The sequence below is a fragment of the Ensifer soli genome (assembly GCF_041928815.1).
Lineage (GTDB): Bacteria > Pseudomonadota > Alphaproteobacteria > Rhizobiales > Rhizobiaceae > JBHFEI01.
In genome coordinates this window covers 152,134-176,470 of record NZ_JBHFEI010000008.1, presented here as the reverse complement: position 1 = coordinate 176,470, position 24,337 = coordinate 152,134, and the positions used below count along the sequence as shown (strand labels likewise).

The following is a 24,337-nucleotide window of genomic DNA, read 5'->3' as shown; positions in this document are numbered from 1 at the left end:
GCGGTTTTATCTGTTTGAAGGGGAGCGATCCGGCGCCCGGGTTAAAAGCCGGATCGACCTGCCCCAAGCCGAGGGCCACGGCCCGCAAAGGAGACAGGCATGAACCAAGAGGTCATGAATCTTTTCAATCCGCAGGTTCCTGCGCAGACCTTCGATTCCATCCGGATCTCGATCGCGTCGCCGGAGAAGATTCTTTCCTGGTCTTATGGCGAGATCAAGAAGCCGGAAACCATCAACTACCGCACGTTCAAGCCGGAGCGCGACGGCCTGTTCTGCGCGCGCATCTTCGGGCCGATCAAGGACTACGAGTGCCTGTGCGGCAAGTACAAGCGCATGAAGTACAAGGGCATCATCTGCGAAAAGTGCGGCGTCGAGGTGACGCTGTCGCGCGTTCGCCGCGAGCGCATGGGCCATATCGAGCTCGCAGCCCCCGTCGCCCACATCTGGTTCCTGAAGTCGCTGCCGTCGCGCATCTCGACGCTGCTCGACATGACGCTGAAGGATGTCGAGCGCGTGCTCTATTTCGAGCACTACATCGTCACCGAGCCCGGCCTCACCTCGCTGAAGGAGAACCAGCTCCTCACCGAGGAGGAGTACATGCTCGCCGTCGACGAGTTCGGCGAGGACCAGTTCACGGCGATGATCGGCGCCGAGGCGATCTATGAGATGCTCGCCTCGATGAACCTCGAGAAGATCGCGGGCGACCTGCGCTCCGACATGGCGGACACCACGTCGGAACTGAAGCAGAAAAAGCTGATGAAGCGCCTGAAGATCGTCGAGAACTTCATGGAATCCGGCAACCGGCCGGAATGGATGATCATGAAGGTCGTCCCGGTGATCCCGCCGGACCTGCGTCCGCTCGTGCCGCTCGACGGCGGTCGCTTCGCGACGTCCGACCTCAACGATCTCTATCGCCGCGTCATCAACCGCAACAACCGCCTGAAGCGGCTGATCGAGCTTCGCGCGCCGGGCATCATCATCCGCAACGAGAAGCGCATGCTTCAGGAGTCGGTCGATGCCCTCTTCGACAACGGCCGTCGCGGCCGCGTCATCACCGGTGCCAACAAGCGCCCGCTGAAGTCGCTGTCCGACATGCTGAAGGGCAAGCAGGGCCGGTTCCGTCAGAACCTGCTCGGCAAGCGCGTCGACTATTCCGGCCGTTCGGTCATCGTGACCGGCCCGGAACTGAAGCTGCACCAGTGCGGCCTGCCGAAGAAGATGGCGCTCGAACTGTTCAAGCCGTTCATCTATGCCCGCCTCGACGCCAAGGGATATTCCTCGACCGTCAAGCAGGCGAAGAAGCTGGTCGAGAAGGAAAAGCCGGAAGTCTGGGATATCCTCGACGAGGTCATCCGCGAGCATCCCGTTCTCCTCAATCGTGCGCCAACCCTGCACCGCCTGGGCATCCAGGCCTTCGAACCGACGCTGGTCGAGGGCAAGGCGATCCAGCTGCATCCGCTCGTATGCACGGCCTTCAATGCCGACTTCGACGGCGACCAGATGGCCGTTCACGTGCCGCTCTCGCTCGAGGCCCAGCTCGAAGCCCGCGTGCTGATGATGTCGACGAACAACATCCTGCATCCGGCGAACGGCGCACCGATCATCGTTCCGTCGCAGGACATGGTTCTCGGCCTCTACTACCTCTCGATCCTCAACCAGAACGAGCCGGGCGAAGGCATGGCGTTTTCGGACATGGGCGAACTGCACCATGCGCTGGAGACGAAGACCGTCACCCTGCATGCGAAGATCCGTGGCCGCTTCAAGACCGTCGATGCCGAGGGCAAGCCGGTGTCGAAGATCCACGAGACGACCCCCGGCCGCATGATCATCGGCGAGCTTCTGCCGAAGAACGTCAACGTGCCGTTCGACGTCTGCAACCAGGAAATGACCAAGAAGAACATCTCCAAGATGATCGACACGGTCTACCGTCATTGCGGCCAGAAGGACACGGTCATCTTCTGCGACCGCATCATGCAGCTCGGCTTCGCCCATGCCTGCCGCGCCGGTATTTCCTTCGGCAAGGACGACATGGTCATCCCGGCCTCGAAGGCCAAGATCGTCGGCGACACCGAGGCGCTGGTGAAGGAATACGAGCAGCAGTACAATGACGGCCTGATCACCCAGGGCGAGAAGTACAACAAGGTGGTCGACGCCTGGGGCAAGGCGACCGACAAGGTCGCCGAAGACATGATGGCCCGCATCAAGGCCGTCGAGTTCGACGACAACGGTCGCCAGAAGCCGATGAACGCCATCTACATGATGTCGCATTCGGGTGCCCGCGGTTCGCCGAACCAGATGCGCCAGCTCGGCGGCATGCGCGGCCTGATGGCCAAGCCGTCCGGCGAGATCATCGAGACGCCGATCATCTCGAACTTCAAGGAAGGCCTGACCGTCAACGAGTACTTCAACTCGACGCACGGCGCCCGCAAGGGTCTCGCCGACACGGCGCTGAAGACGGCGAACTCGGGTTACCTGACCCGCCGTCTCGTCGACGTGGCGCAGGACTGCATCGTCACCCATGTCGATTGCGGCACGGAAGCCGGCCTCACCATGACCGCCATCGTCGATGCCGGCCAGGTCGTCGCCTCGCTCGGCGCCCGCGTGCTCGGCCGCACCGCGCTCGACGACATCGATCATCCGGTCACCGGCGAGCGCATCGTCGATGCCGGCAAGATGATCCTCGAGCCGGATGTCGTCGCGATCGAGAAGGCGGGTATCCAGTCGATCCGCATCCGCTCGGCGCTGACCTGCGAGATCCAGACCGGCGTCTGCGGCGTCTGCTATGGCCGCGACCTCGCGCGCGGTACCCCGGTCAACATCGGCGAGGCGGTCGGCGTCATCGCCGCGCAGTCGATCGGCGAGCCCGGCACGCAGCTGACCATGCGCACCTTCCACCTCGGCGGCACGGCGACCGTGGTCGACCAGTCGTTCCTGGAAGCGTCGTATGAAGGCACGGTGCAGATCAAGAACCGCAACATGCTGCGCAACTCGGAGGGCGTTCTCGTCGCGATGGGCCGCAACATGGCGATCCAGATCCTCGACGAGCGCGGCATCGAGCGGTCGACCCAGCGCGTCGCCTATGGTTCCAAGATCTTCGTCGACGATGGCGACAAGGTGAAGCGCGGCCAGCGTCTGGCGGAATGGGACCCCTATACCCGCCCGATGATGACGGAAGTCGAAGGCACGGTCCAGTTCGAGGATATCATCGACGGTATCTCCGTTCTGGAAGCGACCGACGAGGCGACCGGCATCACCAAGCGCCAGGTCATCGACTGGCGCTCGACACCGCGCGGCACCGACCTGAAGCCGGCGATCGTCATCAAGGACCGCAACGGCGCCGTCGCCAAGCTGTCGCGTGGTGGCGAAGCCCGGTTCATGCTGTCCGTCGATGCGATCCTGTCGGTCGAGCCCGGCCAGAAGGTGAGCCAGGGCGATGTTCTCGCCCGCTCGCCGCTCGAAAGCGCCAAGACCAAGGACATCACCGGTGGTCTGCCGCGCGTCGCCGAACTGTTCGAGGCCCGTCGTCCGAAGGACCACGCGATCATCGCCGAGATCGACGGCACGATCCGCTTCGGCCGCGACTACAAGAACAAGCGTCGCGTCATCATCGAGCCGGCGGAAGACGGCGTCGAACCGGTCGAATACCTGATCCCGAAGGGCAAGCCCTTCCATCTTCAGGAAGGCGACTACATCGAGAAGGGCGACTACATTCTCGACGGCAACCCGGCACCGCATGACATCCTGGCGATCAAGGGCGTCGAGGCTCTGGCGTCGTATCTCGTGAACGAAATCCAGGAAGTCTACCGTCTGCAGGGCGTTATCATCAACGACAAGCATATCGAGGTGATCGTTCGCCAGATGCTGCAGAAGGTTGAAATCACCGATGCCGGTGACTCGACCTATATCGTTGGCGACAGCGTCGACCGCATCGAACTCGACGATGTCAACGATCAGCTGATCGAACAGGGCAAGAAGCCGGCTTTCGGCGATCCGGTTCTGCTCGGCATCACCAAGGCATCGCTGCAGACGCCGTCCTTCATCTCCGCCGCCTCCTTCCAGGAGACGACCAAGGTGCTGACGGAAGCGGCGATCGCCGGCAAGACCGACGCGCTGCAGGGTCTGAAGGAAAACGTCATCGTCGGCCGGCTGATCCCGGCCGGTACCGGCGGAACTATGACGCAGATCCGCCGCATCGCGACGGCCCGCGACGAGATGATTCTCGACGAGCGGCGCAAGTCGACGGGTGCGGAATCGGCGACCCCGATGCTCGTCGATCTCGCCGGCAGCGACGCCGCCGAGTAAGACCTGCCCTGCGGCATCGATGCCCTCAATTCTGGACCGCCCGGAGTCATCCGGGCGGTCTTCGCATTTTAAGGCTCAATAATTCACCCAAAACTGCGCGGTGCGACCGGGTTGCAAATCGGCGCAATTGCTATCTACTGCATATGAGAGGTTCGTGATCGACGCAGCGTCGGCAAACGGGGGGACGGTGCCATGGCAAGGATCGCAATCAGCGCGACGCTCGGTGAAAACTGGCTCGAGGATTATTACGACACCGAGAGTCTCGAGGTCCTGACGACGTCGGCGACCAAGGTCGTCTTTCGCGACGACAACGGCTCGAGCATCGTCTTCACCGGCAAGGGCATGCGCTTCAACGATGACGGTCCGACGGCCGGAACGGTTACGGGCGTGTCCTTCGTGACGGTGGACGGCGCAAAGCTGATCACCATCACCGGCGGCAATTACAAGGCGACGGAAGGCTTCCGGGCCTATGACGAGAACGAGAGCATTTTCGACCTGATGACCTTCCTGACGGCCGGAAACGACACGATCGTCGGGTCCGCCGGGTATGACGAGATCATCATCGGCTCGAACGCCGGAAACGACACGATCCTCGGCAAGGGCGGCGAAGACTTCATCAAGGGGTCGGCCGGCAACAACCGCTATGACGGCGGCGCGGATTTCGACGTGCTCACCTATCAGGATACCTACTTCGACAAGAAGAACGCGACGAAGGGCGTCGTGGTCGACCTCGACAAGGGCACGGCGACCAACAGCTGGGGCGGCAAGGACACGCTGAAGAACATCGAAGGTGTTCGCGGCTCCTATCTCCGGGACATCATCACCGGGTCGGGCGGCGACGAACAGTTCATGGGTCTTGGCGGCAAGGACGTCATTGACGGCGGCGGCGGCTGGGATCGTCTCCGCTACGACCGCGACGAGAATTTCGGCGGCCTGAAAGGCGTCGTCGTCAACCTCTTGAAGGGCACGGTAAAGGACGGCTTCGGCCAGATCGACAGCGTCAAGAATATCGAGGAAGTGCGCGGCACCGCTTTCAACGACAAGTTCACCGGAAACAGCGGCGACAATCTGTTCCAGGGCGGCAAGGGCAGGGACACCTATATCGGCGGCGCCGGCTCGGACACGGTCCGGCTGGAAACGTCGGGCGGTGTCGATCATGGCGCGCGCGTCGACCTCAGGCTCGCCTCGGGCCAGATCCAGGACGATGGTTTCGGCAACAGGGAGCTTGCGCGCGGCATCGAGAACGTCGAAGGCACCCAGGCCGGCGACATCATCATCCTTGGGCGGTTCGACGGCTATGCGACCGGCGGCGACGGCGACGACACGCTGGTCGCGGGCGCCGGCGAGAACTGGTTTGCCGGTGGCGGCGGTGCCGACATCTTCATCTTCATGAGCACGCGTGATTCCGCCGCAGGGACGACGAAGCGCGATTTCATCGATGATTTCTCGGCGGCCGAAGGCGACAAGCTGGATCTGTCGGGTCTCGGCGCGATGAACTTCGTCGGCAGGGCCGGCATCTCGGGCGGCACAAGCCAGCTTGCCTATGCCTTCAACACCGACGGCAACACTATTGTCAGCGCGGATATCGGCGGCGACGGACGCGCCGACCTCCAGTTCCTCCTGCGCGGCAAGATCGCCCTGACGGAAACCGATTTCATCCTGCTGTGACGAGGGCAAAAGGGGCCGTCGTCGTGTGGGAACGGCCCCGATCCGATCTCAGCCGAAGCGGATGATCGCCACTTCCCCTTCGAGCGCTCCCTTGTAGGCGGAAGCATGCGGCTCCTCGTCCGGGATTTCCTCGATGGTGCCGATCTGGTCGAGGTCGGCTTCGAGAAACCCTTCCTCCGAGAGGGCGTTCAGCGCCTCGCGCACCGCCGTGTCGTCGTCGGGTGCCCTCAGCAGCACGTGAATGTCGACGCCGTCGTCGCCCTTTTCCTCATAGGCCTTGCCGATGATGATGAAGACCATCGGCTCGTCGGCATCATTGTCGTTGTCGGGCGAAACCTGCATGCGGAATCCTTTCGTTCATGCTGACTCCGTCTTATCGGATTCATCCGCGTCCCGCGCGGCAAATCGCATGCGAGGCCTCGAGAATCGCCTCCGCTGATTCCCTTGTCCCGGCCTTAGCGCGATTGCGTCGCTTCTCCAGGCAACGGGCGCTCCGATGACAGTAAAAGGGTTCGGCAGGCGCGCAAAAGCCTTGCGATACAGGCATATCCGCCGCCCAGAACCGATAATGTCGGGACCGAGCCCTTGACGTCTCGGACCGAAACCAGTAAACCCCGCGCCATCAGAGCCTATGTGAGGCTGGCTGTTTCGGAACGACGCGTTCTGGAGTTCGCCTCAAACAGGGTTCGCAACGCACGCTGATACGACAATGCTGCACGCAAGACGCGCCGTCTCCGGTGCGTCCTCTGCCATGGCCGGGCTATTCGCGGGATAGGCGATAGCCCCGGCTTTCGCGCATTTTGAGACGTGTTCGTGGTTGCCGGCGACGGCGAAAATCGCCCGAAAGGGTATCGTGACAAGAATTCAAGGGATGGGTCCATGCCTACCGTAAACCAGCTGATCCGCAAGCCCCGCCAGGCACAGGTCAAGCGCAACAAGGTTCCTGCCCTGCAGGAAAACCCCCAGAAGCGCGGCGTTTGCACCCGCGTCTACACGACGACCCCGAAGAAGCCGAACTCGGCGCTGCGTAAGGTCGCCAAGATCCGCCTGACCAACGGCTTCGAGGTCATCGGCTATATTCCGGGCGAAGGCCACAACCTGCAGGAACACTCTGTCGTGATGATCCGCGGCGGCCGCGTCAAGGACCTTCCCGGTGTTCGCTACCACATCATCCGCGGCGTTCTCGACACCCAGGGCGTCAAGAACCGCAAGCAGCGCCGCTCGAAGTACGGCGCCAAGCGTCCGAAGTAATCCTTAGAATTCGTTTTGATCGGGCGCCGCGCGAGGTTCTCCGCGTGATAAGGCGCCGCCAACAGGTTGAGAGACAGAACATATGTCCCGTCGTCACAGAGCAGAAAAGCGCGAGATCAACCCGGACCCGAAGTTCGGTGATCTGGTCGTCACGAAGTTCATGAACGCCATTATGCTGCACGGCAAGAAGTCCGTGGCCGAAAGCATCGTCTATGGCGCCTTCGATGCCGTCCAGGCCCGCGTCAAGCAGGAGCCGGTCGCGATCTTCCATTCTGCGCTCGACAATATCGCTCCGCATGTCGAAGTCCGTTCCCGTCGCGTTGGCGGCGCGACCTATCAGGTTCCGGTCGACGTGCGTCCCGAGCGTCGCCAAGCCCTTGCGATCCGCTGGCTGATCGCGGCCGCGCGCAAGCGCAACGAAACCACCATGGTCGATCGTCTGTGCGGCGAGCTCATGGATGCGGCGAACAACCGCGGCAGTGCCGTCAAGAAGCGCGAAGACACCCACAAGATGGCCGATGCGAACCGTGCGTTCTCGCACTATCGCTGGTAATCCGAACACACGTCTCGAAAGGCAGTCATCATGGCTCGCGAGTATAAGATCGAAGACTATCGCAACTTCGGTATCATGGCGCATATCGACGCCGGCAAGACGACCACGACCGAGCGTATCCTGTACTACACCGGCAAGTCGCACAAGATCGGCGAAGTCCATGACGGCGCGGCCACGATGGACTGGATGGAGCAGGAGCAGGAGCGCGGCATCACCATCACCTCCGCCGCCACCACGACCTTCTGGAAGGGTCGTGACGGCAAGATGCGCCGCTTCAACATCATCGACACCCCCGGCCACGTCGACTTCACCATCGAGGTCGAGCGTTCGCTGCGCGTTCTCGACGGCGCCGTCGCCCTCCTCGACGCCAATGCCGGCGTCGAGCCGCAGACGGAAACCGTCTGGCGCCAGGCCGACAAGTACAACGTCCCGCGGATGATCTTCTGCAACAAGATGGACAAGACCGGTGCGGACTTCTACCGCTCGGTCGAGATGATCAAGACGCGCCTCGGCGCGACGGCGGTCGTCTGCCAGCTGCCGATCGGCGCGGAAAGCGAATTCAAGGGCGTCGTCGACCTGATCGAGATGAACGCGCTCGTCTGGCGCGACGAGTCGCTCGGCGCCGCCTGGGACGTCGTCGAGATCCCGGACGATCTGAAGGATCGCGCCGAGGAATGGCGCGAGAAGCTGATCGAGGCTGTGGTCGAGATCGACGAAGAGGCGATGGAAGCCTATCTCGAAGGCAACTATCCCGACAACGACAAGATCCGCGCGCTGATCCGCCGCGGTACGATCGACGTCAAGTTCTTCCCGATGTTCTGCGGCTCCGCCTTCAAGAACAAGGGTGTCCAGCCGCTGCTCGACGCCGTCGTCGAATACCTGCCGTCGCCGATCGACATTCCGGCGATCAAGGGCATCGACGTGAAGACCGAGGCCGAGATCGAGCGTCATCCCGACGACAACGAGCCGCTGTCGATGCTGGCGTTCAAGATCATGAACGACCCCTTCGTCGGTTCGCTGACCTTCTGCCGCATCTATTCCGGCAAGCTCGAAAAGGGCTCGTCGGTGATGAATACGGTGAAGGAAAAGCGCGAACGCGTCGGCCGCATGCTGCAGATGCACTCGAATTCGCGTGAGGACATCGAGGAAGCCTTCGCGGGCGACATCGTCGCTCTCGCCGGCCTCAAGGAAACGACGACGGGCGACACGCTCTGCGATCCGCTGAAGCCGGTCATCCTCGAGCGCATGGAGTTCCCCGAGCCGGTCATCCAGATCGCGATCGAGCCGAAGTCCAAGGGCGACCAGGAGAAGATGGGCCTCGCGCTCAACCGTCTCGCTGCCGAGGATCCGTCCTTCCGCGTCAAGACCGACCAGGAGTCCGGCCAGACCATCATCGCCGGCATGGGCGAACTGCATCTCGACATCATCGTCGACCGCATGCGCCGCGAGTTCAAGGTCGAGGCGAATGTCGGCGCGCCGCAGGTCGCCTATCGCGAGACGATCACGCGCCGCACCGAGGAAGACTACACGCACAAGAAGCAGACCGGCGGTACCGGCCAGTTCGCCCGCGTCAAGCTGGTGTTCGAGCCGAACGAGGAAGGCGAAGACTTCAAGTTCGAGTCGAAGATCGTCGGTGGTTCGGTTCCGAAGGAATACATCCCCGGCGTGCAGAAGGGCATCGAAAGCGTGCTGTCCTCCGGTCCGCTGGCCGGCTTCCCGATGCTCGGCGTCAAGGCGACGCTGATCGACGGCGCCTTCCACGACGTCGACTCCTCGGTCCTGGCGTTCGAGATCGCCTCCCGCGCCTGCTTCCGTGAAGCGGCGAAGAAGGCCGGTGCCCAGCTGCTCGAGCCGATGATGCGGGTCGAGGTCGTGACGCCGGAAGACTATGTCGGCGACGTCATCGGCGATCTGAACTCGCGTCGTGGCCAGATCCAGGGTCAGGAAGCGCGCGGCGTCGCGGTGGTGATCAACGCCAACGTGCCGCTCGCCAACATGTTCAAGTATGTCGACAACCTGCGGTCGATGTCGCAGGGCCGTGCGCAGTATTCGATGGTCTTCGATCACTACGCACCGGTTCCGAACAACGTCGCCCAGGAAATCCAGGCGAAGTATTCCGGTCAGCGTTGACCGGACTACGATTTCACGCTGACCCTATCAGAGAATAAGCGCCGCAAGGGCGAAGAAGAACGGAGAGCCGGAAATGGCAAAGAGCAAATTCGAGCGGAACAAGCCGCACGTGAACATCGGTACGATCGGTCACGTCGACCACGGGAAGACGTCGCTGACGGCAGCGATCACGAAGTATTTCGGCGAGTTCAAGGCGTATGACCAGATTGACGCCGCTCCGGAGGAAAAGGCGCGCGGCATCACGATCTCGACGGCGCATGTCGAATACGAGACGCCGGCCCGCCACTATGCGCATGTCGACTGCCCCGGCCACGCCGACTACGTGAAGAACATGATCACGGGTGCTGCGCAGATGGACGGCGCGATCCTGGTGTGCTCGGCCGCCGACGGCCCGATGCCGCAGACGCGCGAGCACATCCTGCTCGCCCGCCAGGTCGGCGTTCCGGCGATCGTGGTGTTCCTGAACAAGGTCGACCAGGTCGACGACGAGGAACTGCTGGAGCTGGTCGAGCTCGAAGTGCGCGAGCTGCTGTCGTCCTACGACTTCCCCGGCGACGACATCCCGATCGTCAAGGGCTCGGCGCTGGCCGCGCTTGAAGACTCGAACAAGAAGATCGGCGAGGACGCGATCCGCGAGCTGATGGCCGCCGTCGACGCCTACATCCCGACGCCGGAGCGTCCGATCAATCTGCCGTTCCTGATGCCGATCGAAGACGTGTTCTCGATCTCGGGCCGCGGCACGGTGGTGACGGGCCGCGTCGAGCGCGGCATCGTCAAGGTCGGCGAGGAAGTCGAGATCGTCGGCATCCGCCCGACGTCGAAGACGACGGTGACGGGCGTCGAGATGTTCCGCAAGCTGCTCGACCAGGGCCAGGCGGGCGACAACATCGGCGCGCTGGTGCGCGGCGTCGCGCGTGACGGCGTCGAGCGCGGTCAGATCCTGTGCAAGCCGGGTTCGGTGAAGCCGCACAAGAAGTTCAAGGCGGAAGCCTACATCCTGACGAAGGAAGAGGGTGGCCGTCACACGCCGTTCTTCACGAACTACCGTCCGCAGTTCTACTTCCGCACGACGGACGTGACCGGGATCGTGACGCTGCCGGAAGGCACGGAAATGGTGATGCCGGGCGACAACGTGACGGTCGACGTCGAGCTGATCGTTCCGATCGCGATGGAAGAGAAGCTGCGCTTCGCCATCCGCGAAGGCGGCCGCACCGTCGGCGCCGGCATCGTCGCCTCCATCGTCGAGTGATGTTTCCGGAGGTCGCGACCGTCCTTCTCGGGAAGGGCGGTCGCGGCTTTCGCTGTGAAGACAAGCAGACCCGTGCGCCGGCCGATGGCGACACAGGGAACGAGCAAGGACAAGTCGTATGAACGGCCAGAATATCCGCATCCGCCTGAAGGCGTTTGATCACCGGATCCTCGATGCCTCCACGCGGGAAATCGTGTCGACGGCCAAGCGGACCGGCGCGAGCGTTCGCGGCCCCGTGCCGCTGCCGACCCGCATCGAGAAGTTCACGGTCAACCGGTCGCCGCATGTCGACAAGAAGAGCCGCGAGCAGTTCGAGATGCGCACCCACAAGCGCCTTCTTGACATTGTCGATCCGACCCCCCAGACGGTGGACGCGCTGATGAAGCTCGATCTCGCCGCCGGTGTCGACGTCGAAATCAAGCTCTGAGGCGAGGGCGCCGCAAGGCGCCCGCGTTGGGTCCGGCGAAAGCCGTCAACAACAAGGAAGGTACGTGGGTTCGCGCCCAACGGCTTCCAGGAACGGGCGACCTCGACTGCCGTGAGGCAGGCGAAGAAACCTTAAACAAGAGGCACGACGGGGTTGAAGAGCCCCGGCAGGGACTCTCGAGAGGAATGAACCGATGCGTTCAGGTGTGATTGCACAGAAAGTGGGAATGACCCGCGTCTATAATGACGCAGGAGAGCATATCCCTGTAACAGTTTTGCGTCTGGAAAACTGCCAGGTCGTCGGCCAGCGTACCGAAGAGAAGAACGGCTACACCGCCGTCCAGCTCGGCGCCGGCCAATCGAAGGTGAAGAACACGAACAAGGCGCAGCGCGGCCAGTTCGCAGCCGCCAATGTCGAGCCGAAGGCGAAGCTCGTCGAGTTCCGCGTCTCGACCGACAACCTGATCGATGTCGGCGCGGAACTGACCGCCAGCCACTTCGTCGCCGGCCAGCTCGTCGACGTCACCGGCACCTCGTCGGGCAAGGGGTTCGCCGGCGCGATGAAGCGCCACAACTTCGGCGGCCTGCGCGCCACCCACGGCGTGTCCGTCTCGCACCGCTCGCACGGCTCTACCGGTAACAACCAGGATCCGGGCAAGGTCTGGAAGGGCAAGCGCATGGCCGGCCATATGGGCCAGACCCGCATCACCACCCAGAATCTCGAAGTCGTGTCCACCGACGAAGGCCGCGGCCTGATCCTCGTCAAGGGTGCCGTCCCCGGCTCCAAGGGCTCGTGGATCGTCGTTCGCGATGCCGTCAAGTCCGGCACGCCGGAAAGCGCGCCGCGCCCGGCCGGCATTCGTGCAGCAGCAAATGAGGGAGCCGAATAATGGATCTCATCGTCAAGACCCTGGATGGGGCAGACGCAGGGAAGGTTTCCCTTTCCGACGCGATTTTCGGGCTCGAGCCCCGCGAGGACATCCTCGCCCGCGTCGTGCGCTGGCAGCTCGCCCGCCGGCAGCAGGGCACGCACAAGTCCAAGACCCGTGCGGAAGTCTCGCGCACCGGCGCCAAGATGTACAAGCAGAAGGGCACGGGCCGCGCCCGTCACCATTCCGCCCGCGCGCCGCAGTTCCGTGGCGGTGGCAAGGCGCACGGCCCGGTCGTGCGCAGCCATGAGCACGACCTGCCGAAGAAGGTCCGCGCGCTCGGCCTGCGCCACGCGCTGTCGGCCAAGCTGAAGGCCGAGGAACTGATCATCATCGATCAGCTGACGGCGGCCGAGGCGAAGACCAAGGCGCTTGCCGGCCACTTCGAGACGCTCGGGCTCACCAACGCGCTGATCATCGGCGGCGCCGAGCTCGACAGCAACTTCAAGCTCGCCGCGCAGAACATCCCGAACGTGGACGTCCTGCCGGTCCAGGGCATCAACGTGTACGACATCCTGCGCCGCGGAAAGCTGGTTCTTTCCAAGGCTGCCGTGGAAGCTCTGGAGGAGCGGTTCAAATGACGGATCTTCGCCACTACGACGTGATCGTGTCCCCCTCGATCACCGAAAAGTCGACGCTGGTTTCCGAACAGAACCAGATCGTCTTCAACGTCGCCAAGGGCTCGTCCAAGCCCGAGATCAAGGCCGCCGTCGAAGCGCTCTTCGGCGTGAAGGTCAAGGCCGTCAACACGCTGCTGCGCAAGGGCAAGACGAAGCGCTTCCGCGGCTTCAAGGGCAAGCAGAAGGACGTCAAGAAGGCGATCGTGACGCTGGCCGAAGGCCAGACCATCGACGTCTCGACCGGTCTGTGACGGCGAGCCCAAAGGGAACAAGAACATGGCATTGAAAAGTTTCAATCCGACGACTCCGAGCCAGCGGCAGCTCGTCATCGTGGACCGCTCCGGTCTCTACAAGGGCAAGCCCGTCAAGGCCTTGACCGAAGGCCTGACGTCGAAGGGCGGCCGCAACAATCTCGGCCGCATCACCGTCCGCTTCCGCGGCGGTGGCCACAAGCGCAGCTATCGTCTGATCGACTTCAAGCGTCGGAAGTTCGACGTCGAGGGCACGGTCGAGCGGCTGGAATACGACCCGAACCGGACGGCGTTCATCGCGCTCGTCACCTATGCCGATGGCGAGCAGGCCTATATCCTGGCGCCGCAGCGCCTGGTCGCGGGCGACAAGGTGATCGCCTCCGACAAGGCCGTCGACATCAAGCCCGGCAACGCGATGCCGCTGCAGTACATCCCGGTCGGCTCCATCATCCACAACGTGGAAATGAAGCCGGGCAAGGGCGGGCAGATCGCCCGTTCCGCCGGGACCTATGTGCAGCTCGTCGGCCGTGACCAGGGCATGGCGATCCTTCGGCTCAACTCCGGTGAGCAGCGCCTCGTGCATGCCACCTGCCTCGCCTCGATCGGCGCCGTCTCCAACCCGGACCACGGCAACATCAACGACGGCAAGGCCGGCCGCACGGTCTGGCGCGGCAAGCGCCCGCATGTCCGCGGCGTCGTCATGAACCCGGTCGACCATCCGCACGGCGGTGGTGAAGGCCGCACCTCGGGCGGCCGCCATCCGGTCACCCCCTGGGGCAAGCCGACCAAGGGCAAGCGGACGCGCTCGAACAAGTCGACCGACAAGTTCATCATGCGCTCGCGCCACCAGAAGAAGAAGTAAGAGGATAGTCTCACATGGCTCGTTCAGTATGGAAAGGCCCGTTCATCGACGGCTATCTTCTCAAGAAGGCTGAGAAGGTTCGCGATGGCGGCCGCAACGAAGTGATCAAGACCTGGAGCCGCCGCTCCACGATCCTGCCGCAGTTCGTCGGCCTGACCTTCGGTGTCTACAACGGCACCAAGCACATCCCGGTCAGCGTCAACGAGGACATGGTCGGCCACAAGTTCGGTGAATTCTCTCCGACCCGGACCTATTACGGTCACGGTGCGGACAAGAAGGCGAAGAGGAAGTAACGATGGGCAAGGCAAAAGCCGAACGCCAGTTGAAGGACAACGAGGCACAGGCTGTCGCTCGCACGCTCCGCGTCAGCCCGCAGAAGCTCAACCTCGTCGCAGCGATGATCCGCGGCAAGAAGGTCGGCAAGGCTCTGGCCGAGCTGGAGTTCTCGCGCAAGCGCATTTCCGACACTGTCAAGAAGACGCTCGAGTCGGCGATCGCGAATGCGGAAAACAACCATGATCTCGACGTCGACAATCTGATCGTCGCCGAGGCCTTTGTCGGCAAGTCGATGGTGATGAAGCGTTTCCACGCACGCGGCCGCGGCCGCGCCTCGCGCATCGAGAAGCCGTTCTCGCACCTCACGATCGTCGTCCGTGAAGTCGCGGAAAAAGGGGAGGCCGCATAATGGGTCAGAAAATCAATCCGATCGGCTTCCGCCTCGGCATCAACCGCACCTGGGACAGCCGCTGGTTCGCCGACAATGCCGAGTATGGCAAGCTGCTCCATGAAGACCTGAAGATCCGGGCCTTCATCCTCGAGGAGCTGAAGCAGGCCGGCATCGCCAAGGTCGTGATCGAGCGTCCGCACAAGAAGTGCCGCGTCACGATCCATTCGGCCCGCCCGGGCCTGATCATCGGCAAGAAGGGCGCCGACATCGAGAAGCTTCGCAAGAAGCTGTCCGAGATGACGAGCTCGGAGACGCACCTCAACATCGTCGAGGTGCGCAAGCCCGAGGTCGACGCAACGCTCGTCGCCCAGTCGATCGCCCAGCAGCTCGAACGCCGCGTCGCCTTCCGCCGCGCCATGAAGCGTTCGGTGCAGTCGGCCATGCGTCTTGGTGCCGAAGGCATCAAGATCACCTGCGCCGGCCGCCTCGGCGGTGCCGAGATCGCACGGACGGAATGGTACCGCGAAGGCCGCGTGCCGCTGCACACGCTGCGTGCCGACATCGACTACGGCACGGCCGAAGCCGAGACCGCCTTCGGCATCTGCGGCATCAAGGTATGGATCTTCAAGGGCGAGATCCTCGAGCATGATCCGACCGCGTCCGAGCGTCGGGCTGCGGAGAGCGACAGCCAGGGCGCTGCGTCCAACAACCGGCGTCGTGACAACGCTTAACAGTCGCGTGTGGCAGCCAATATCGGAGAAGTAAAAAAATGTTGCAGCCAAAGCGTACTAAGTACCGCAAGCAGTTCAAGGGCCGCATCAAGGGTGTGGCCAAGGGCGGCACCGATCTCGCCTTCGGCGAGTTCGGACTGAAGTCGCAGGAACCGAACCGCGTCAACGCCCGCGAGATCGAGGCGGCCCGCCGCGCGATCACGCGTGCGATGAAGCGTGCCGGCCGCGTGTGGATCCGTGTGTTCCCGGACGTTCCGGTGACCGCGAAGCCGACCGAAGTCCGCATGGGTAAGGGCAAGGGCGGCGTCGAATACTGGGCCTGCAAGGTCAAGCCCGGCCGCATGATGTTCGAGATCGACGGCGTCAGCGAGGAACTCGCCCGCGAGGCTCTTCGCCTTGGTGCTGCGAAACTCTCTGTCAAGACGCGCTTCGTGCAGCGCATCGCAGAGTAAGGAGTAAAGCCCATGAAAGCCGCAGATGTTCGCGCCCTGAGCGCAGACCAGCTGAACGAAGAGCTTGCCAAGCTGAAGAAGGAGCAGTTCAACCTGCGCTTCCAGAAGGCGACGGGCCAGCTCGAGAAGACCGCGCGGATCAACGAGGTCCGCAAGGACATCGCCCGCATCAAGACCATCGCCCGCCAGAAGGCGGCAGAAGCCAAGGCTTAAGGAAGAACACTATGCCGAAACGCATTCTGCAGGGCACTGTCGTCAGCGACAAGAACGACAAGACCGTCGTCGTCCGGGTCGAGCGTCGCTTCGCCCACCCGATTCTCCAGAAGACCGTGCGCCGCTCCAAGAAGTACAAGGCGCATGACGAGACCAACCAGTACAAGGTCGGCGACGTCGTTTCCATCGAGGAATGCGCGCCGATCTCGAAAGACAAGCGCTGGACGGTCGTTTCCGTCCAGGCCTGATGGCCGGATAATCGCGCGCCGGCCCTTGCGCCGCGCGCGAAAATCTGTATGAAGCTGCGTGAGGGACGCTCGATGCTTCGGGCGTCTTTTGCTTTGAGCGCACGGAAGGTCCTGGTTTCAGGAAACCACCCTGGCAATGATCCATCCCGCGCCGATCTTTTATCCGGCCCTTTGCCGGACGCGACGAGAACCGACTGTCGGATCTCGATTGACTGTCGCCTCTTCGCTGGGGCGTGATTACTGTTGACGCGTGATGCCTCGCTTGCAGGGGTCTCATGCGGATGCAGCGCGAGTTTTCATAAGCCGGAACAGGGGGTGCCTCCGAGGGAGGGATCCAACCGGTCCGGTAACAACAAGAAGGCGACCTGACATGATTCAGATGCAGACAAACCTCGACGTCGCGGACAATTCCGGCGCGCGTCGTGTCATGTGCATCAAGGTGCTGGGCGGCTCGAAGCGCAAGTATGCTTCCGTTGGCGACATCATCGTCGTCTCGATCAAGGAAGCGATCCCGCGCGGGCGCGTCAAGAAGGGCGACGTGATGAAGGCGGTGGTCGTGCGCACCGCCAAGGACATCCGTCGCGCGGATGGAAGCGTCATCCGCTTCGACAACAATGCAGCCGTTCTGATCGACAACAAGAAAGAGCCGATCGGCACCCGTATCTTCGGGCCGGTTCCGCGCGAGCTTCGTGCCAAGAACCACATGAAGATCATCTCGCTGGCGCCGGAAGTGCTCTAAGGAGGCGATGGAACATGCAAAAGATTCGCAAGGGCGACAGCGTCGTCGTGCTGACCGGTAAGGACAAGGGCCGTACCGGGGAAGTTCTCCAGGTTCTGCCGAAGGAAGGACGCGCGGTCGTTCGCGGCGTCAACATCGTCAAGCGCCACCAGCGCCAGACGCAGAGCCAGGAAGCCGGGATCATCAGCAAGGAAGCGTCGATCCACCTGTCCAACATCGCCATTGCCGGCAAGGACGGCAAGCCGACCCGCGTCGGTTTCAAGGTGCTTGAGGATGGCAAGAAGGTCCGCGTGGCCAAGCGTTCGGGAGATGTGATCGATGGCTGAGGCAAAGTACGAGCCCAGGCTCAAGGCGGACTACAACACCCGCATCCGCAAGGCGCTGCAGGAGCAGTTCTCGTTTTCCAACGAGATGCAGATCCCGCGCCTCGAGAAGATCGTGATCAACATGGGTGTCGGCGAGGCCACGGCCGATTCGAAGAAGCCGACGGTCGCCGCCGCCGACCTCGCGCAGATCGCCGGCCAGAAGCCGGTCATCACTCGCGCCCGCAACTCGATCGCCGGCTTCAAGGTGCGCGAGAACATGCCGATCGGCGCCAAGGTGACGCTGCGCGGCGTGCGCATGTACGAATTCGTCGACCGGCTGATCAACATCGCGCTGCCGCGCGTTCGCGACTTCCGCGGTCTCAATCCGAAGAGCTTTGACGGCCGTGGCAATTTCGCCATGGGCATCAAGGAGCACATCGTGTTCCCGGAGATCAACTACGACAAGGTTGATCAGATGTGGGGCATGGACATCATCGTTTGCACGACGGCAACGAAGGATGAGGAAGCACGGGCTCTCCTGAAAGAGTTCAACTTCCCCTTCCGCCAGTAACCGTAACGACAAGCGTATAGAAGGATAACGCTTATGGCGAAGACAAGCGCAGTTGAAAAGAACAAGCGCCGCCGCATTCTCGTCGCTGGCCAGGCCTCCAAGCGGGCCGCGCTGAAGGCGATCATCATGAACCAGTCCCTGCCGATCGAGGAGCGCTTCAAGGCCTCCCTGAAGCTCGCCGCGCTGCCGCGCAACGGCTCGAAGACCCGCATCCGCAATCGCTGCGAAGTCACCGGCCGCCCGCGCGCCTATTATCGCAAACTCAAGATGTCGCGTATTGCGCTGCGCGAACTCGGCAACTTCGGCCGCGTGCCGGGTGTCGTCAAGTCGAGCTGGTAAGGAGAGGCGACCATGTCCATGACTGATCCGTTGGGCGATATGCTCACCCGCATCCGCAATGGCGCTGCCCGTCGCAAGACCAGCGTCACGACGCCGGCCTCCAAGCTGCGCGCCCGCGTTCTCGACGTGCTCCAGTCGGAAGGCTACATCCGTGGCTATTCCGAAGTGACCTTCGATGGCGGCAAGACCGAGCTCTCGATCGAGCTCAAATACTACGAAGGGGCCTCGGTGATCCGCAAGATCGGCCGCGTCTCCAAGCCGGGCCGCCGGGTCTATGTCTCGGTCAAGTCCATCCCGCAGGTCGCGAACGGCCTCGGCATCACCATCCTTTCGACCCCGAAGGGCGTGATGGCCGATCATCAGGCACGCGAACAGAACGTTGGTGGCGAGGTTCTCTGCGAAGTCTTCTAAGACTTGACGCAGGCGATCTCCATAGCGAACAGACAGGTTTGAAAAAATGTCTCGTATCGGTAAGAAGCCCGTTCCGGTTCCGGCAGGCGTGACGGCGACCGTCAATGGCCAGACCGTGACCGCGAAGGGCCCGAAGGGCGAACTGGTTTTCGTTGCAAACGACGAAATCCAGCTGAAGCTCGAAAACAACAGCGTCTCGGTGACGCCGGCCAATGACGGCAAGGATGCCCGGTCGAAGTGGGGCATGTCCCGCACGATGATCGAGAACATCTTCAAGGGCGTCAAGGACGGCTACGAGAAGAAGCTCGAGATCAGCGGCGTCGGCTATCGCGCGGCCCTGCAGGGCAAGAACCTGCAGCTCCAGCTCGGCTTCAGCCACGACGTGATCTACCAGACGCCGGAAGGCATCTCGATCGCGGTCCCGAAGCCGACGGAAATCACCGTCAGCGGCATCAACAAGCAGCAGGTCGGCCAGGTCGCTGCGGAAATCCGCGAATATCGCGGCCCCGAGCCCTACAAGGGCAAGGGCGTCAAGTATGCCGGCGAGCGGATCGTCCGCAAAGAAGGCAAGAAGAAGTAAGGATCTCGCGATATGGCTAGCAGGAAAGAGACTCAGTCGCGTCGCGCGAACCGCGTTCGGCGCCAGATCAAGGCGGTCGCCAACGGTCGTCCGCGCCTGTCGGTTCATCGCTCGTCGAAGAACATCTACGTACAGGTCATCGACGACGTGGCCGGCAAGACGCTTGCCGCCGCTTCGACCCTCGAAGCGTCTCTGCGTTCGTCTCTGAAGACGGGCGCCGATACGGCGGCGGCTGCCGCCGTCGGCAAGCTGATCGCCGAGCGGGCGACGGAAGCCGGCGTCAAGGACGTGGTCTTTGACCGCGGTTCCTTCATCTATCACGGCCGTGTAAAGGCGCTCGCGGATGCGGCGCGCGAAGGCGGTCTGAACTTCTGACCAGAGGGCGCCCGGTTCAGCCGGGCGCTTTTCAGGGTCTGGAGAGGGCGGTCGCCATGCCTCCAAGGATGCGGGCGACCTTTGTCAATCTGCCGATTGCACCCGGAAAAGAAAAAGGAAAAGGACAATGGCACAGGAAAGAAGAGGCTCGCGCGAGGATCGCCAGAGCCGTGAGGAACGCGACAGCGAGTTCGTCGACAAGCTGGTCGCGATCAACCGTGTCGCGAAGGTCGTCAAGGGTGGCCGTCGCTTCGGTTTCGCCGCGCTCGTCGTCGTCGGCGACCAGAAGGGCCGCGTCGGCTTCGGCCACGGCAAGGCACGCGAAGTGCCGGAAGCGATCCGCAAGGCGACCGAATCGGCGAAGCGCGACCTGATCTTCGTCCCGCTGCGTTCGGGCCGCACGCTGCATCACGATGTGCACGGCCGCCACGGCGCCGGCAAGGTCCTGCTGCGCGCCGCCAAGCCCGGTACCGGCATCATCGCCGGCGGCCCGATGCGCGCCGTCTTCGAGACGCTCGGCGTCCATGACGTCGTCGCCAAGTCGACCGGCTCGTCGAACCCGTACAACATGGTTCGCGCGACCTTCGACGCGCTGAAGAACCAGGTTCACCCGAAGGACATCGCGGCACAGCGCGGCCTGAAATACGCCACGCTCCAGGCTCGCCGCGCGTCCGCCGGCGACACCGCTGAAGAATAAGGAGTGACGTCGATGGCAAACAAGACGATCACGATCGAGCAGATCGGTTCGCCGATCCGCCGTCCGGCCGTCCAGCGCGCGACGCTGATCGGTCTCGGTCTCAACAAGATGCATCGGGTTCGTACCCTGGAAGACACGCCGTCCGTTCGCGGCATGATCCGGGCCGTCCAGCACCTCGTTCGCGTCGTTGACGAGAAGTAAGGGGTAAAACGATGAAACTGAATGATATCAAGGACAACGAAGGCGCCACCAAGAACCGCAAGCGTCTTGGCCGCGGCATCGGCTCCGGCTCCGGCAAGACCGGCGGCCGCGGCGTCAAGGGCCAGAAGGCCCGTTCCGGCGTCGCGATCAACGGCTTCGAAGGCGGTCAGATGCCGATCTACCGCCGCCTGCCGAAGCGCGGCTTCAACAACATCTTCTCCTCCGACTTCGTCATCGTGTCGGTCGGCCGCATCCAGACGGCCATCGACGCGAAGAAGCTCGATGCTGGCCAGACGATCGATGCGGCGGCGCTGAAGGCCGCCGGCGTCATCCGCCAGGTGCGGGACGGCGTTCGCATCCTCGCCGACGGCGAGCTGACGGCGAAGGTGACGATCGAGGCCGCCGGCGCGTCGCGCGCCGCGGTCGAGAAGATCGAGAAGGCCGGTGGGTCGATCAAGCTCCCCGCCGTCGCGGAAGCGGAATAATTGATGCATCTGAACCGCCCGGAGTGCTTCACTTCGGGCGGTTTTGCTCCCATATGAGAGCTTCACGTCCGGGGCAGGCGAATCGGCTGCGTTCGGGATTGCGGAAACGGCGGCGACGCGACGGCCCGGGGCGGGCAGGGGTGGCGGATGCGGTTTTCAGGACACACGGATAGCTCTTTCCGGATCCGACCGGGTTTCCCCGCGCTCGCCGGATGAGGGTTGCGCGGAGAATTTCATGGCTTCTGCAGCGGAACAACTTGCCTCGAACCTGAATTTTTCGACCTTCGCCAAGGCGGAGGATCTGAAGAAGCGGTTGTGGTTCACCCTCGGCGCCCTGCTCGTCTATCGGCTCGGCACCTATATCCCGCTGCCCGGCCTGAACCCTGAGGCCTTCGCCCAGGCGTTCCGCGGCCAGAGCGGCGGTATTCTCGGCCTGTTCAACATGTTTTCGGGCGGCGCCGTCGAGCGCATGGCGATCTTCGCCCTCGGTATCATGCCCTATATCTCCGCCTCGATCATCGTGCAGCTGATGACCTCGGTCGTCCCCTCGCTCGAAGCCTTGAAGAAGGAAGGCGAGCAGGGCCGGAAGATCATCAACCAGTATACGCGCTACGGCACGGTGCTGCTCGGCACGATGCAGGCCTACGGCATCGCGGTCGGGCTGGAGAGCGGCAACGGGCTCGTCGTCGATCCCGGCTGGTTCTTCCGGATTTCCACCGTGATCTCGCTGCTCGGCGGCACGATGTTCCTGATGTGGCTCGGCGAGCAGATCACCTCGCGCGGCATCGGCAACGGCATCTCGCTGATCATCTTCGCCGGCATCGTCGCCGCCCTTCCGACCGCGCTCGCTGGCACGCTCGAGCTCGGCCGCACCGGCGCGCTGTCGACGCCGCTCATTCTCGCGATCATCGTCATGGTCGTGCTGGTCATCGCGCTCATCGTCTTCGTCGAGCGCGCCCAGCGGCGGCTTTTGATCCAGTATCCGAAGCGGCAGGTCGGCAACAAGATGTTCCAGGGCGATACTTCGCACCTGCCGCTGAAGCTGAACACGGCCGGCGTGATTCCCGCGATCTTCGCCTCATCGCTGCTGCTGCTTCCGGCGACGCTGGCGGGCTTCGCCAACACGGCGACCCTGCCGACATGGGCGACGACGATCATCGGCGCTCTCGGCCATGGTCAGCCGCTCTATATGGTCCTCTACGGCTCGATGATCGCCTTCTTTGCCTTCTTCTACACGGCGATCGTCTTCAACCCGAAGGACACGGCCGACAATCTGAAGAAGCATGGCGGCTTCATCCTCGGCATCCGGCCGGGCGAGCGCACCGCGGAATACATCGACTATGTGCTGACGCGCATCACCGTGATCGGCGCGATCTACCTGATCTTCGTCTGCATCCTGCCCGAAGTGCTGATCGCCCAGACCGGCGTTCCCTTCTACCTTGGTGGTACCTCGCTTTTGATTGTTGTCAGCGTCACCCTTGATACGGTAGCACAGATCCAGGGTCATTTGATCGCGCAGCAGTATGAGGGACTTATCAAGAAGTCGAAGCTGCGCGGAGGAAAGAGGGGACGATGAGACTGATACTTCTGGGGCCGCCCGGGGCCGGCAAGGGAACGCAGGCCCAGCGGATCGTGGAGGCTTACGGCATCCCGCAGCTGTCGACGGGCGACATGCTGCGCGCCGCGGTCGCCCAGCAGACCGAGGTCGGCAAGCGGGCGAAGGCGGTGATGGATGCGGGCAGGCTCGTCTCCGACGAGATCGTCAATGCGATCGTCTCCGAGCGCATCGATCAGCCGGACTGTGCCAAGGGCTTCATTCTCGACGGTTATCCCCGCACGCTGGTGCAGGCCGACGCGACGGAGGCGATGCTTGCGGCCAAGGGAATCGCTCTCTCCGTCGTCATCGAGCTGAAGGTCGAGGACGAGGTGCTCGTCGATCGCGTCTCCGGGCGCTACACCTGCGCGAAATGCGGCACCGGCTATCACGACCACAATCTCAAGCCGAAGGTCGATGGCGTCTGCGACAAATGCGGCTCGACCGAGTTCAAGCGGCGCGCCGACGACAATCCCGAGACCGTGCGCACGCGGCTCCAGTCCTATTACAAGGACACGTCTCCGCTGATCGGCTATTACTGGGCGAAGAAGAAGCTCACCTCGGTCGACGGCATGGCCGAGATCGATTCGGTCACCGCCGAGATCAACCGCATTCTCGACGCGGTTTAGTATTTGTCATCCGTCCCCGAATCCGCCTATGGCGGGGACGACGACCTCCGGTCTTGTCTGCGCCTCGGTGCGGGAGGGCCGGTGGAAGACTTCCGTCAAGGAAAAACCGCCGCAGAGGTTGACTTTCGTCCCCTTTTCGGTAAAGACCGCGTCAACTCGCGACATGGGTGCGATCGACGCGGACTTCAGTTTCACGAAGTCCGGGTACGATCGTTTTTTGATATGTCCCGAACGCATCATTTCAGCCGGGGGATGGCCTTCTTGAAGGGTGTCGTCAGCCGGAGGGCAACAGGAACGCAAGGAGAAGAGACGTGGCACGTATCGCTGGCGTCAACATCCCGACGGCAAAGCGCGTGGTCATAGCGCTGACCTATATTCACGGGATCGGTCCGAAATTCGCGCAGGAGATCATCGAGAAGGTGGGCATCCCGGCTGAGCGCCGCGTGCACCAGCTGACCGACTCCGAGGTTCTGCAGATCCGCGAAGCCATCGACCGCGACTATCAGGTCGAAGGTGACCTGCGTCGCGAGACCTCGATGAACATCAAGCGTCTGATGGACCTCGGCTGCTATCGCGGCCTGCGCCATCGCCGCTCGCTGCCGGTTCGCGGCCAGCGCACGCACACCAATGCCCGCACCCGCAAGGGTCCGGCAAAGGCGATCGCCGGCAAGAAGAAGTAAGTGTCCTTCAACGGGCACGAGCCAGGGGCTGGCGTCCGCGCCGGCCTCTTTTGTGGTTTCGGAGGGGGCGGTCCGCTCGCCCTCCCGGTGGAGCTGCTGGCGCTACGGCAGTGACGATATCACCGCGCGAAGGACGGAACGTCCCTCGCGCAGAGCACATTCAGGGAGCGGGCGAGACG

Annotated in this window: 31 protein-coding genes; 30 read left to right on the top strand and 1 reads right to left on the bottom strand. The window is 63.0% G+C overall.

Features of this window, described 5'->3' with window-relative positions; translation table 11 throughout:
* Positions 1–99: 99 nt before the first annotated feature.
* Positions 100–4,302 carry a DNA-directed RNA polymerase subunit beta' gene (gene rpoC, locus ACEVQ6_RS14025; RefSeq protein ID WP_374889616.1) on the top strand — a complete coding sequence of 1,401 codons (4,203 nt, stop codon included), beginning with the start codon at positions 100–102 and terminating at the stop codon, positions 4,300–4,302.
* Positions 4,303–4,494: 192 nt separating this feature from the next.
* Positions 4,495–5,970, top strand: coding sequence for a calcium-binding protein (locus tag ACEVQ6_RS14020; RefSeq protein ID WP_374889615.1), 1,476 nt, complete (start codon positions 4,495–4,497; stop codon positions 5,968–5,970).
* Between the two features lie 48 nt (positions 5,971–6,018).
* Here the strand turns inward: ACEVQ6_RS14020 and ACEVQ6_RS14015 are convergent, their stop codons facing one another.
* Positions 6,019–6,312 (bottom strand): transcriptional regulator, encoded by a 294-nt coding sequence (locus ACEVQ6_RS14015; protein ID WP_374889614.1) that lies wholly within the window; start codon positions 6,310–6,312, stop codon positions 6,019–6,021.
* Positions 6,313–6,849: 537 nt separating this feature from the next.
* On the opposite strand from ACEVQ6_RS14015, the gene rpsL reads away from it, so the two are divergent.
* The 28 genes from rpsL to rpsM all read left to right on the top strand — a co-directional run bounded on the left by rpsL (position 6,850) and on the right by rpsM (position 24,158).
* On the top strand, positions 6,850–7,221 hold the full coding sequence (gene rpsL / locus ACEVQ6_RS14010) for a 30S ribosomal protein S12 (protein ID WP_003507760.1): 372 nt from the start codon (positions 6,850–6,852) through the stop codon (positions 7,219–7,221).
* 82 nt (positions 7,222–7,303) lie between these two features.
* Complete coding sequence (gene rpsG, locus ACEVQ6_RS14005) at positions 7,304–7,774, top strand: 30S ribosomal protein S7 (RefSeq protein WP_374889613.1); 471 nt, start codon at positions 7,304–7,306, stop codon at positions 7,772–7,774.
* A gap of 30 nt (positions 7,775–7,804) precedes the next feature.
* Positions 7,805–9,904, top strand: a complete 2,100-nt coding sequence (fusA, locus tag ACEVQ6_RS14000; protein ID WP_374889612.1) for an elongation factor G — start codon at positions 7,805–7,807, stop codon at positions 9,902–9,904.
* 73 nt (positions 9,905–9,977) lie between these two features.
* Positions 9,978–11,153: an elongation factor Tu gene (gene tuf / locus ACEVQ6_RS13995; RefSeq protein WP_374889611.1), complete on the top strand. Its 1,176-nt coding sequence runs from the start codon at positions 9,978–9,980 to the stop codon at positions 11,151–11,153.
* 118 nt (positions 11,154–11,271) lie between these two features.
* The gene (rpsJ, locus tag ACEVQ6_RS13990; RefSeq protein WP_003507767.1) at positions 11,272–11,580 is read left to right on the top strand and encodes a 30S ribosomal protein S10; all 309 of its coding nucleotides are present in this window, start codon (positions 11,272–11,274) and stop codon (positions 11,578–11,580) included.
* Between the two features lie 193 nt (positions 11,581–11,773).
* Positions 11,774–12,469, top strand: coding sequence for a 50S ribosomal protein L3 (gene rplC / locus ACEVQ6_RS13985; protein WP_374889610.1), 696 nt, complete (start codon positions 11,774–11,776; stop codon positions 12,467–12,469).
* A complete protein-coding gene (gene rplD, locus ACEVQ6_RS13980; protein ID WP_374889609.1) occupies positions 12,469–13,089 on the top strand; it encodes a 50S ribosomal protein L4 in 621 nt (206 codons plus the stop codon). Before rplC ends, rplD begins: the two co-directional genes overlap by 1 nt.
* On the top strand, positions 13,086–13,379 hold the full coding sequence (locus tag ACEVQ6_RS13975) for a 50S ribosomal protein L23 (protein WP_374889608.1): 294 nt from the start codon (positions 13,086–13,088) through the stop codon (positions 13,377–13,379). Before rplD ends, ACEVQ6_RS13975 begins: the two co-directional genes overlap by 4 nt.
* A 25-nt stretch (positions 13,380–13,404) precedes the next feature.
* Complete coding sequence (rplB, locus tag ACEVQ6_RS13970; RefSeq protein WP_374889607.1) at positions 13,405–14,241, top strand: 50S ribosomal protein L2; 837 nt, start codon at positions 13,405–13,407, stop codon at positions 14,239–14,241.
* 14 nt (positions 14,242–14,255) lie between these two features.
* The gene (gene rpsS / locus ACEVQ6_RS13965) at positions 14,256–14,534 is read left to right on the top strand and encodes a 30S ribosomal protein S19 (protein WP_374889606.1); all 279 of its coding nucleotides are present in this window, start codon (positions 14,256–14,258) and stop codon (positions 14,532–14,534) included.
* A 2-nt stretch (positions 14,535–14,536) separates the two neighbouring features.
* A complete protein-coding gene (rplV, locus tag ACEVQ6_RS13960; RefSeq protein WP_374889604.1) occupies positions 14,537–14,926 on the top strand; it encodes a 50S ribosomal protein L22 in 390 nt (129 codons plus the stop codon).
* Entirely contained in the window at positions 14,926–15,639 is a 714-nt protein-coding gene (gene rpsC / locus ACEVQ6_RS13955; protein WP_374889603.1) for a 30S ribosomal protein S3, read from the top strand. The genes rplV and rpsC overlap by 1 nt, the downstream gene beginning before the upstream one ends.
* Positions 15,640–15,677: 38 nt before the next feature.
* Positions 15,678–16,091, top strand: coding sequence for a 50S ribosomal protein L16 (rplP, locus tag ACEVQ6_RS13950; protein ID WP_374889602.1), 414 nt, complete (start codon positions 15,678–15,680; stop codon positions 16,089–16,091).
* 12 nt (positions 16,092–16,103) lie between these two features.
* Complete coding sequence (gene rpmC, locus ACEVQ6_RS13945; RefSeq protein ID WP_374889601.1) at positions 16,104–16,304, top strand: 50S ribosomal protein L29; 201 nt, start codon at positions 16,104–16,106, stop codon at positions 16,302–16,304.
* A gap of 11 nt (positions 16,305–16,315) precedes the next feature.
* On the top strand, positions 16,316–16,552 hold the full coding sequence (gene rpsQ / locus ACEVQ6_RS13940) for a 30S ribosomal protein S17 (RefSeq protein WP_374889600.1): 237 nt from the start codon (positions 16,316–16,318) through the stop codon (positions 16,550–16,552).
* 370 nt (positions 16,553–16,922) lie between these two features.
* Positions 16,923–17,291, top strand: a complete 369-nt coding sequence (gene rplN, locus ACEVQ6_RS13935; protein ID WP_003495199.1) for a 50S ribosomal protein L14 — start codon at positions 16,923–16,925, stop codon at positions 17,289–17,291.
* A gap of 14 nt (positions 17,292–17,305) precedes the next feature.
* A complete protein-coding gene (rplX, locus tag ACEVQ6_RS13930; RefSeq protein WP_374889599.1) occupies positions 17,306–17,617 on the top strand; it encodes a 50S ribosomal protein L24 in 312 nt (103 codons plus the stop codon).
* A complete protein-coding gene (gene rplE / locus ACEVQ6_RS13925; protein ID WP_374889598.1) occupies positions 17,610–18,167 on the top strand; it encodes a 50S ribosomal protein L5 in 558 nt (185 codons plus the stop codon). The genes rplX and rplE overlap by 8 nt, the downstream gene beginning before the upstream one ends.
* A gap of 33 nt (positions 18,168–18,200) precedes the next feature.
* Positions 18,201–18,506, top strand: a complete 306-nt coding sequence (gene rpsN, locus ACEVQ6_RS13920) for a 30S ribosomal protein S14 (protein WP_374889597.1) — start codon at positions 18,201–18,203, stop codon at positions 18,504–18,506.
* 12 nt (positions 18,507–18,518) lie between these two features.
* Positions 18,519–18,917: a 30S ribosomal protein S8 gene (rpsH, locus tag ACEVQ6_RS13915; protein WP_374889596.1), complete on the top strand. Its 399-nt coding sequence runs from the start codon at positions 18,519–18,521 to the stop codon at positions 18,915–18,917.
* 46 nt (positions 18,918–18,963) lie between these two features.
* Entirely contained in the window at positions 18,964–19,497 is a 534-nt protein-coding gene (gene rplF, locus ACEVQ6_RS13910) for a 50S ribosomal protein L6 (protein WP_374889595.1), read from the top strand.
* A 12-nt stretch (positions 19,498–19,509) separates the two neighbouring features.
* Positions 19,510–19,872, top strand: coding sequence for a 50S ribosomal protein L18 (gene rplR / locus ACEVQ6_RS13905; protein WP_374889594.1), 363 nt, complete (start codon positions 19,510–19,512; stop codon positions 19,870–19,872).
* Positions 19,873–19,999: 127 nt separating this feature from the next.
* Entirely contained in the window at positions 20,000–20,569 is a 570-nt protein-coding gene (gene rpsE, locus ACEVQ6_RS13900) for a 30S ribosomal protein S5 (protein ID WP_374889593.1), read from the top strand.
* 12 nt (positions 20,570–20,581) lie between these two features.
* Entirely contained in the window at positions 20,582–20,770 is a 189-nt protein-coding gene (gene rpmD, locus ACEVQ6_RS13895) for a 50S ribosomal protein L30 (protein ID WP_374889592.1), read from the top strand.
* Between the two features lie 11 nt (positions 20,771–20,781).
* A complete protein-coding gene (gene rplO, locus ACEVQ6_RS13890) occupies positions 20,782–21,255 on the top strand; it encodes a 50S ribosomal protein L15 (protein ID WP_374889591.1) in 474 nt (157 codons plus the stop codon).
* Between the two features lie 235 nt (positions 21,256–21,490).
* Positions 21,491–22,831: a preprotein translocase subunit SecY gene (gene secY, locus ACEVQ6_RS13885; protein WP_374889590.1), complete on the top strand. Its 1,341-nt coding sequence runs from the start codon at positions 21,491–21,493 to the stop codon at positions 22,829–22,831.
* Positions 22,828–23,478: an adenylate kinase gene (locus ACEVQ6_RS13880; protein ID WP_374889589.1), complete on the top strand. Its 651-nt coding sequence runs from the start codon at positions 22,828–22,830 to the stop codon at positions 23,476–23,478. The genes secY and ACEVQ6_RS13880 overlap by 4 nt, the downstream gene beginning before the upstream one ends.
* Before the next feature lie 311 nt (positions 23,479–23,789).
* A complete protein-coding gene (gene rpsM / locus ACEVQ6_RS13875) occupies positions 23,790–24,158 on the top strand; it encodes a 30S ribosomal protein S13 (RefSeq protein WP_374889588.1) in 369 nt (122 codons plus the stop codon).
* The last annotated feature ends 179 nt before the right edge of the window (positions 24,159–24,337 follow it).

Bases quoted from the DNA above. Each gene is read 5' to 3' on its own strand.
- rpsC (WP_374889603.1), top strand. From the start codon at position 14,926: ATGGGTCAGAAAATCAATCCGATCGGCTTCCGCCTCGGCATCAACCGC.
- secY (WP_374889590.1), top strand. From the start codon at position 21,491: ATGGCTTCTGCAGCGGAACAACTTGCCTCGAACCTGAATTTTTCGACC.
- rplE (WP_374889598.1), top strand. From the start codon at position 17,610: ATGGCTGAGGCAAAGTACGAGCCCAGGCTCAAGGCGGACTACAACACC.
- rpsG (WP_374889613.1), top strand. From the start codon at position 7,304: ATGTCCCGTCGTCACAGAGCAGAAAAGCGCGAGATCAACCCGGACCCG.
- fusA (WP_374889612.1), top strand. From the start codon at position 7,805: ATGGCTCGCGAGTATAAGATCGAAGACTATCGCAACTTCGGTATCATG.
- rpmC (WP_374889601.1), top strand. From the start codon at position 16,104: ATGAAAGCCGCAGATGTTCGCGCCCTGAGCGCAGACCAGCTGAACGAA.
- rplB (WP_374889607.1), top strand. From the start codon at position 13,405: ATGGCATTGAAAAGTTTCAATCCGACGACTCCGAGCCAGCGGCAGCTC.
- ACEVQ6_RS13880 (WP_374889589.1), top strand. From the start codon at position 22,828: ATGAGACTGATACTTCTGGGGCCGCCCGGGGCCGGCAAGGGAACGCAG.
- rplO (WP_374889591.1), top strand. From the start codon at position 20,782: ATGAAACTGAATGATATCAAGGACAACGAAGGCGCCACCAAGAACCGC.
- rpsN (WP_374889597.1), top strand. From the start codon at position 18,201: ATGGCGAAGACAAGCGCAGTTGAAAAGAACAAGCGCCGCCGCATTCTC.
- rpsS (WP_374889606.1), top strand. From the start codon at position 14,256: ATGGCTCGTTCAGTATGGAAAGGCCCGTTCATCGACGGCTATCTTCTC.
- rplR (WP_374889594.1), top strand. From the start codon at position 19,510: ATGGCTAGCAGGAAAGAGACTCAGTCGCGTCGCGCGAACCGCGTTCGG.
- rpmD (WP_374889592.1), top strand. From the start codon at position 20,582: ATGGCAAACAAGACGATCACGATCGAGCAGATCGGTTCGCCGATCCGC.
- tuf (WP_374889611.1), top strand. From the start codon at position 9,978: ATGGCAAAGAGCAAATTCGAGCGGAACAAGCCGCACGTGAACATCGGT.
- ACEVQ6_RS14015 (WP_374889614.1), bottom strand. From the start codon at position 6,312: ATGCAGGTTTCGCCCGACAACGACAATGATGCCGACGAGCCGATGGTC.
- rpoC (WP_374889616.1), top strand. From the start codon at position 100: ATGAACCAAGAGGTCATGAATCTTTTCAATCCGCAGGTTCCTGCGCAG.
- rplX (WP_374889599.1), top strand. From the start codon at position 17,306: ATGCAAAAGATTCGCAAGGGCGACAGCGTCGTCGTGCTGACCGGTAAG.
- rpsJ (WP_003507767.1), top strand. From the start codon at position 11,272: ATGAACGGCCAGAATATCCGCATCCGCCTGAAGGCGTTTGATCACCGG.
- rpsQ (WP_374889600.1), top strand. From the start codon at position 16,316: ATGCCGAAACGCATTCTGCAGGGCACTGTCGTCAGCGACAAGAACGAC.
- rpsL (WP_003507760.1), top strand. From the start codon at position 6,850: ATGCCTACCGTAAACCAGCTGATCCGCAAGCCCCGCCAGGCACAGGTC.
- rpsH (WP_374889596.1), top strand. From the start codon at position 18,519: ATGTCCATGACTGATCCGTTGGGCGATATGCTCACCCGCATCCGCAAT.
- rplD (WP_374889609.1), top strand. From the start codon at position 12,469: ATGGATCTCATCGTCAAGACCCTGGATGGGGCAGACGCAGGGAAGGTT.
- rplF (WP_374889595.1), top strand. From the start codon at position 18,964: ATGTCTCGTATCGGTAAGAAGCCCGTTCCGGTTCCGGCAGGCGTGACG.
- ACEVQ6_RS14020 (WP_374889615.1), top strand. From the start codon at position 4,495: ATGGCAAGGATCGCAATCAGCGCGACGCTCGGTGAAAACTGGCTCGAG.
- rplP (WP_374889602.1), top strand. From the start codon at position 15,678: ATGTTGCAGCCAAAGCGTACTAAGTACCGCAAGCAGTTCAAGGGCCGC.
- rplN (WP_003495199.1), top strand. From the start codon at position 16,923: ATGATTCAGATGCAGACAAACCTCGACGTCGCGGACAATTCCGGCGCG.
- ACEVQ6_RS13975 (WP_374889608.1), top strand. From the start codon at position 13,086: ATGACGGATCTTCGCCACTACGACGTGATCGTGTCCCCCTCGATCACC.
- rplC (WP_374889610.1), top strand. From the start codon at position 11,774: ATGCGTTCAGGTGTGATTGCACAGAAAGTGGGAATGACCCGCGTCTAT.
- rpsE (WP_374889593.1), top strand. From the start codon at position 20,000: ATGGCACAGGAAAGAAGAGGCTCGCGCGAGGATCGCCAGAGCCGTGAG.
- rplV (WP_374889604.1), top strand. From the start codon at position 14,537: ATGGGCAAGGCAAAAGCCGAACGCCAGTTGAAGGACAACGAGGCACAG.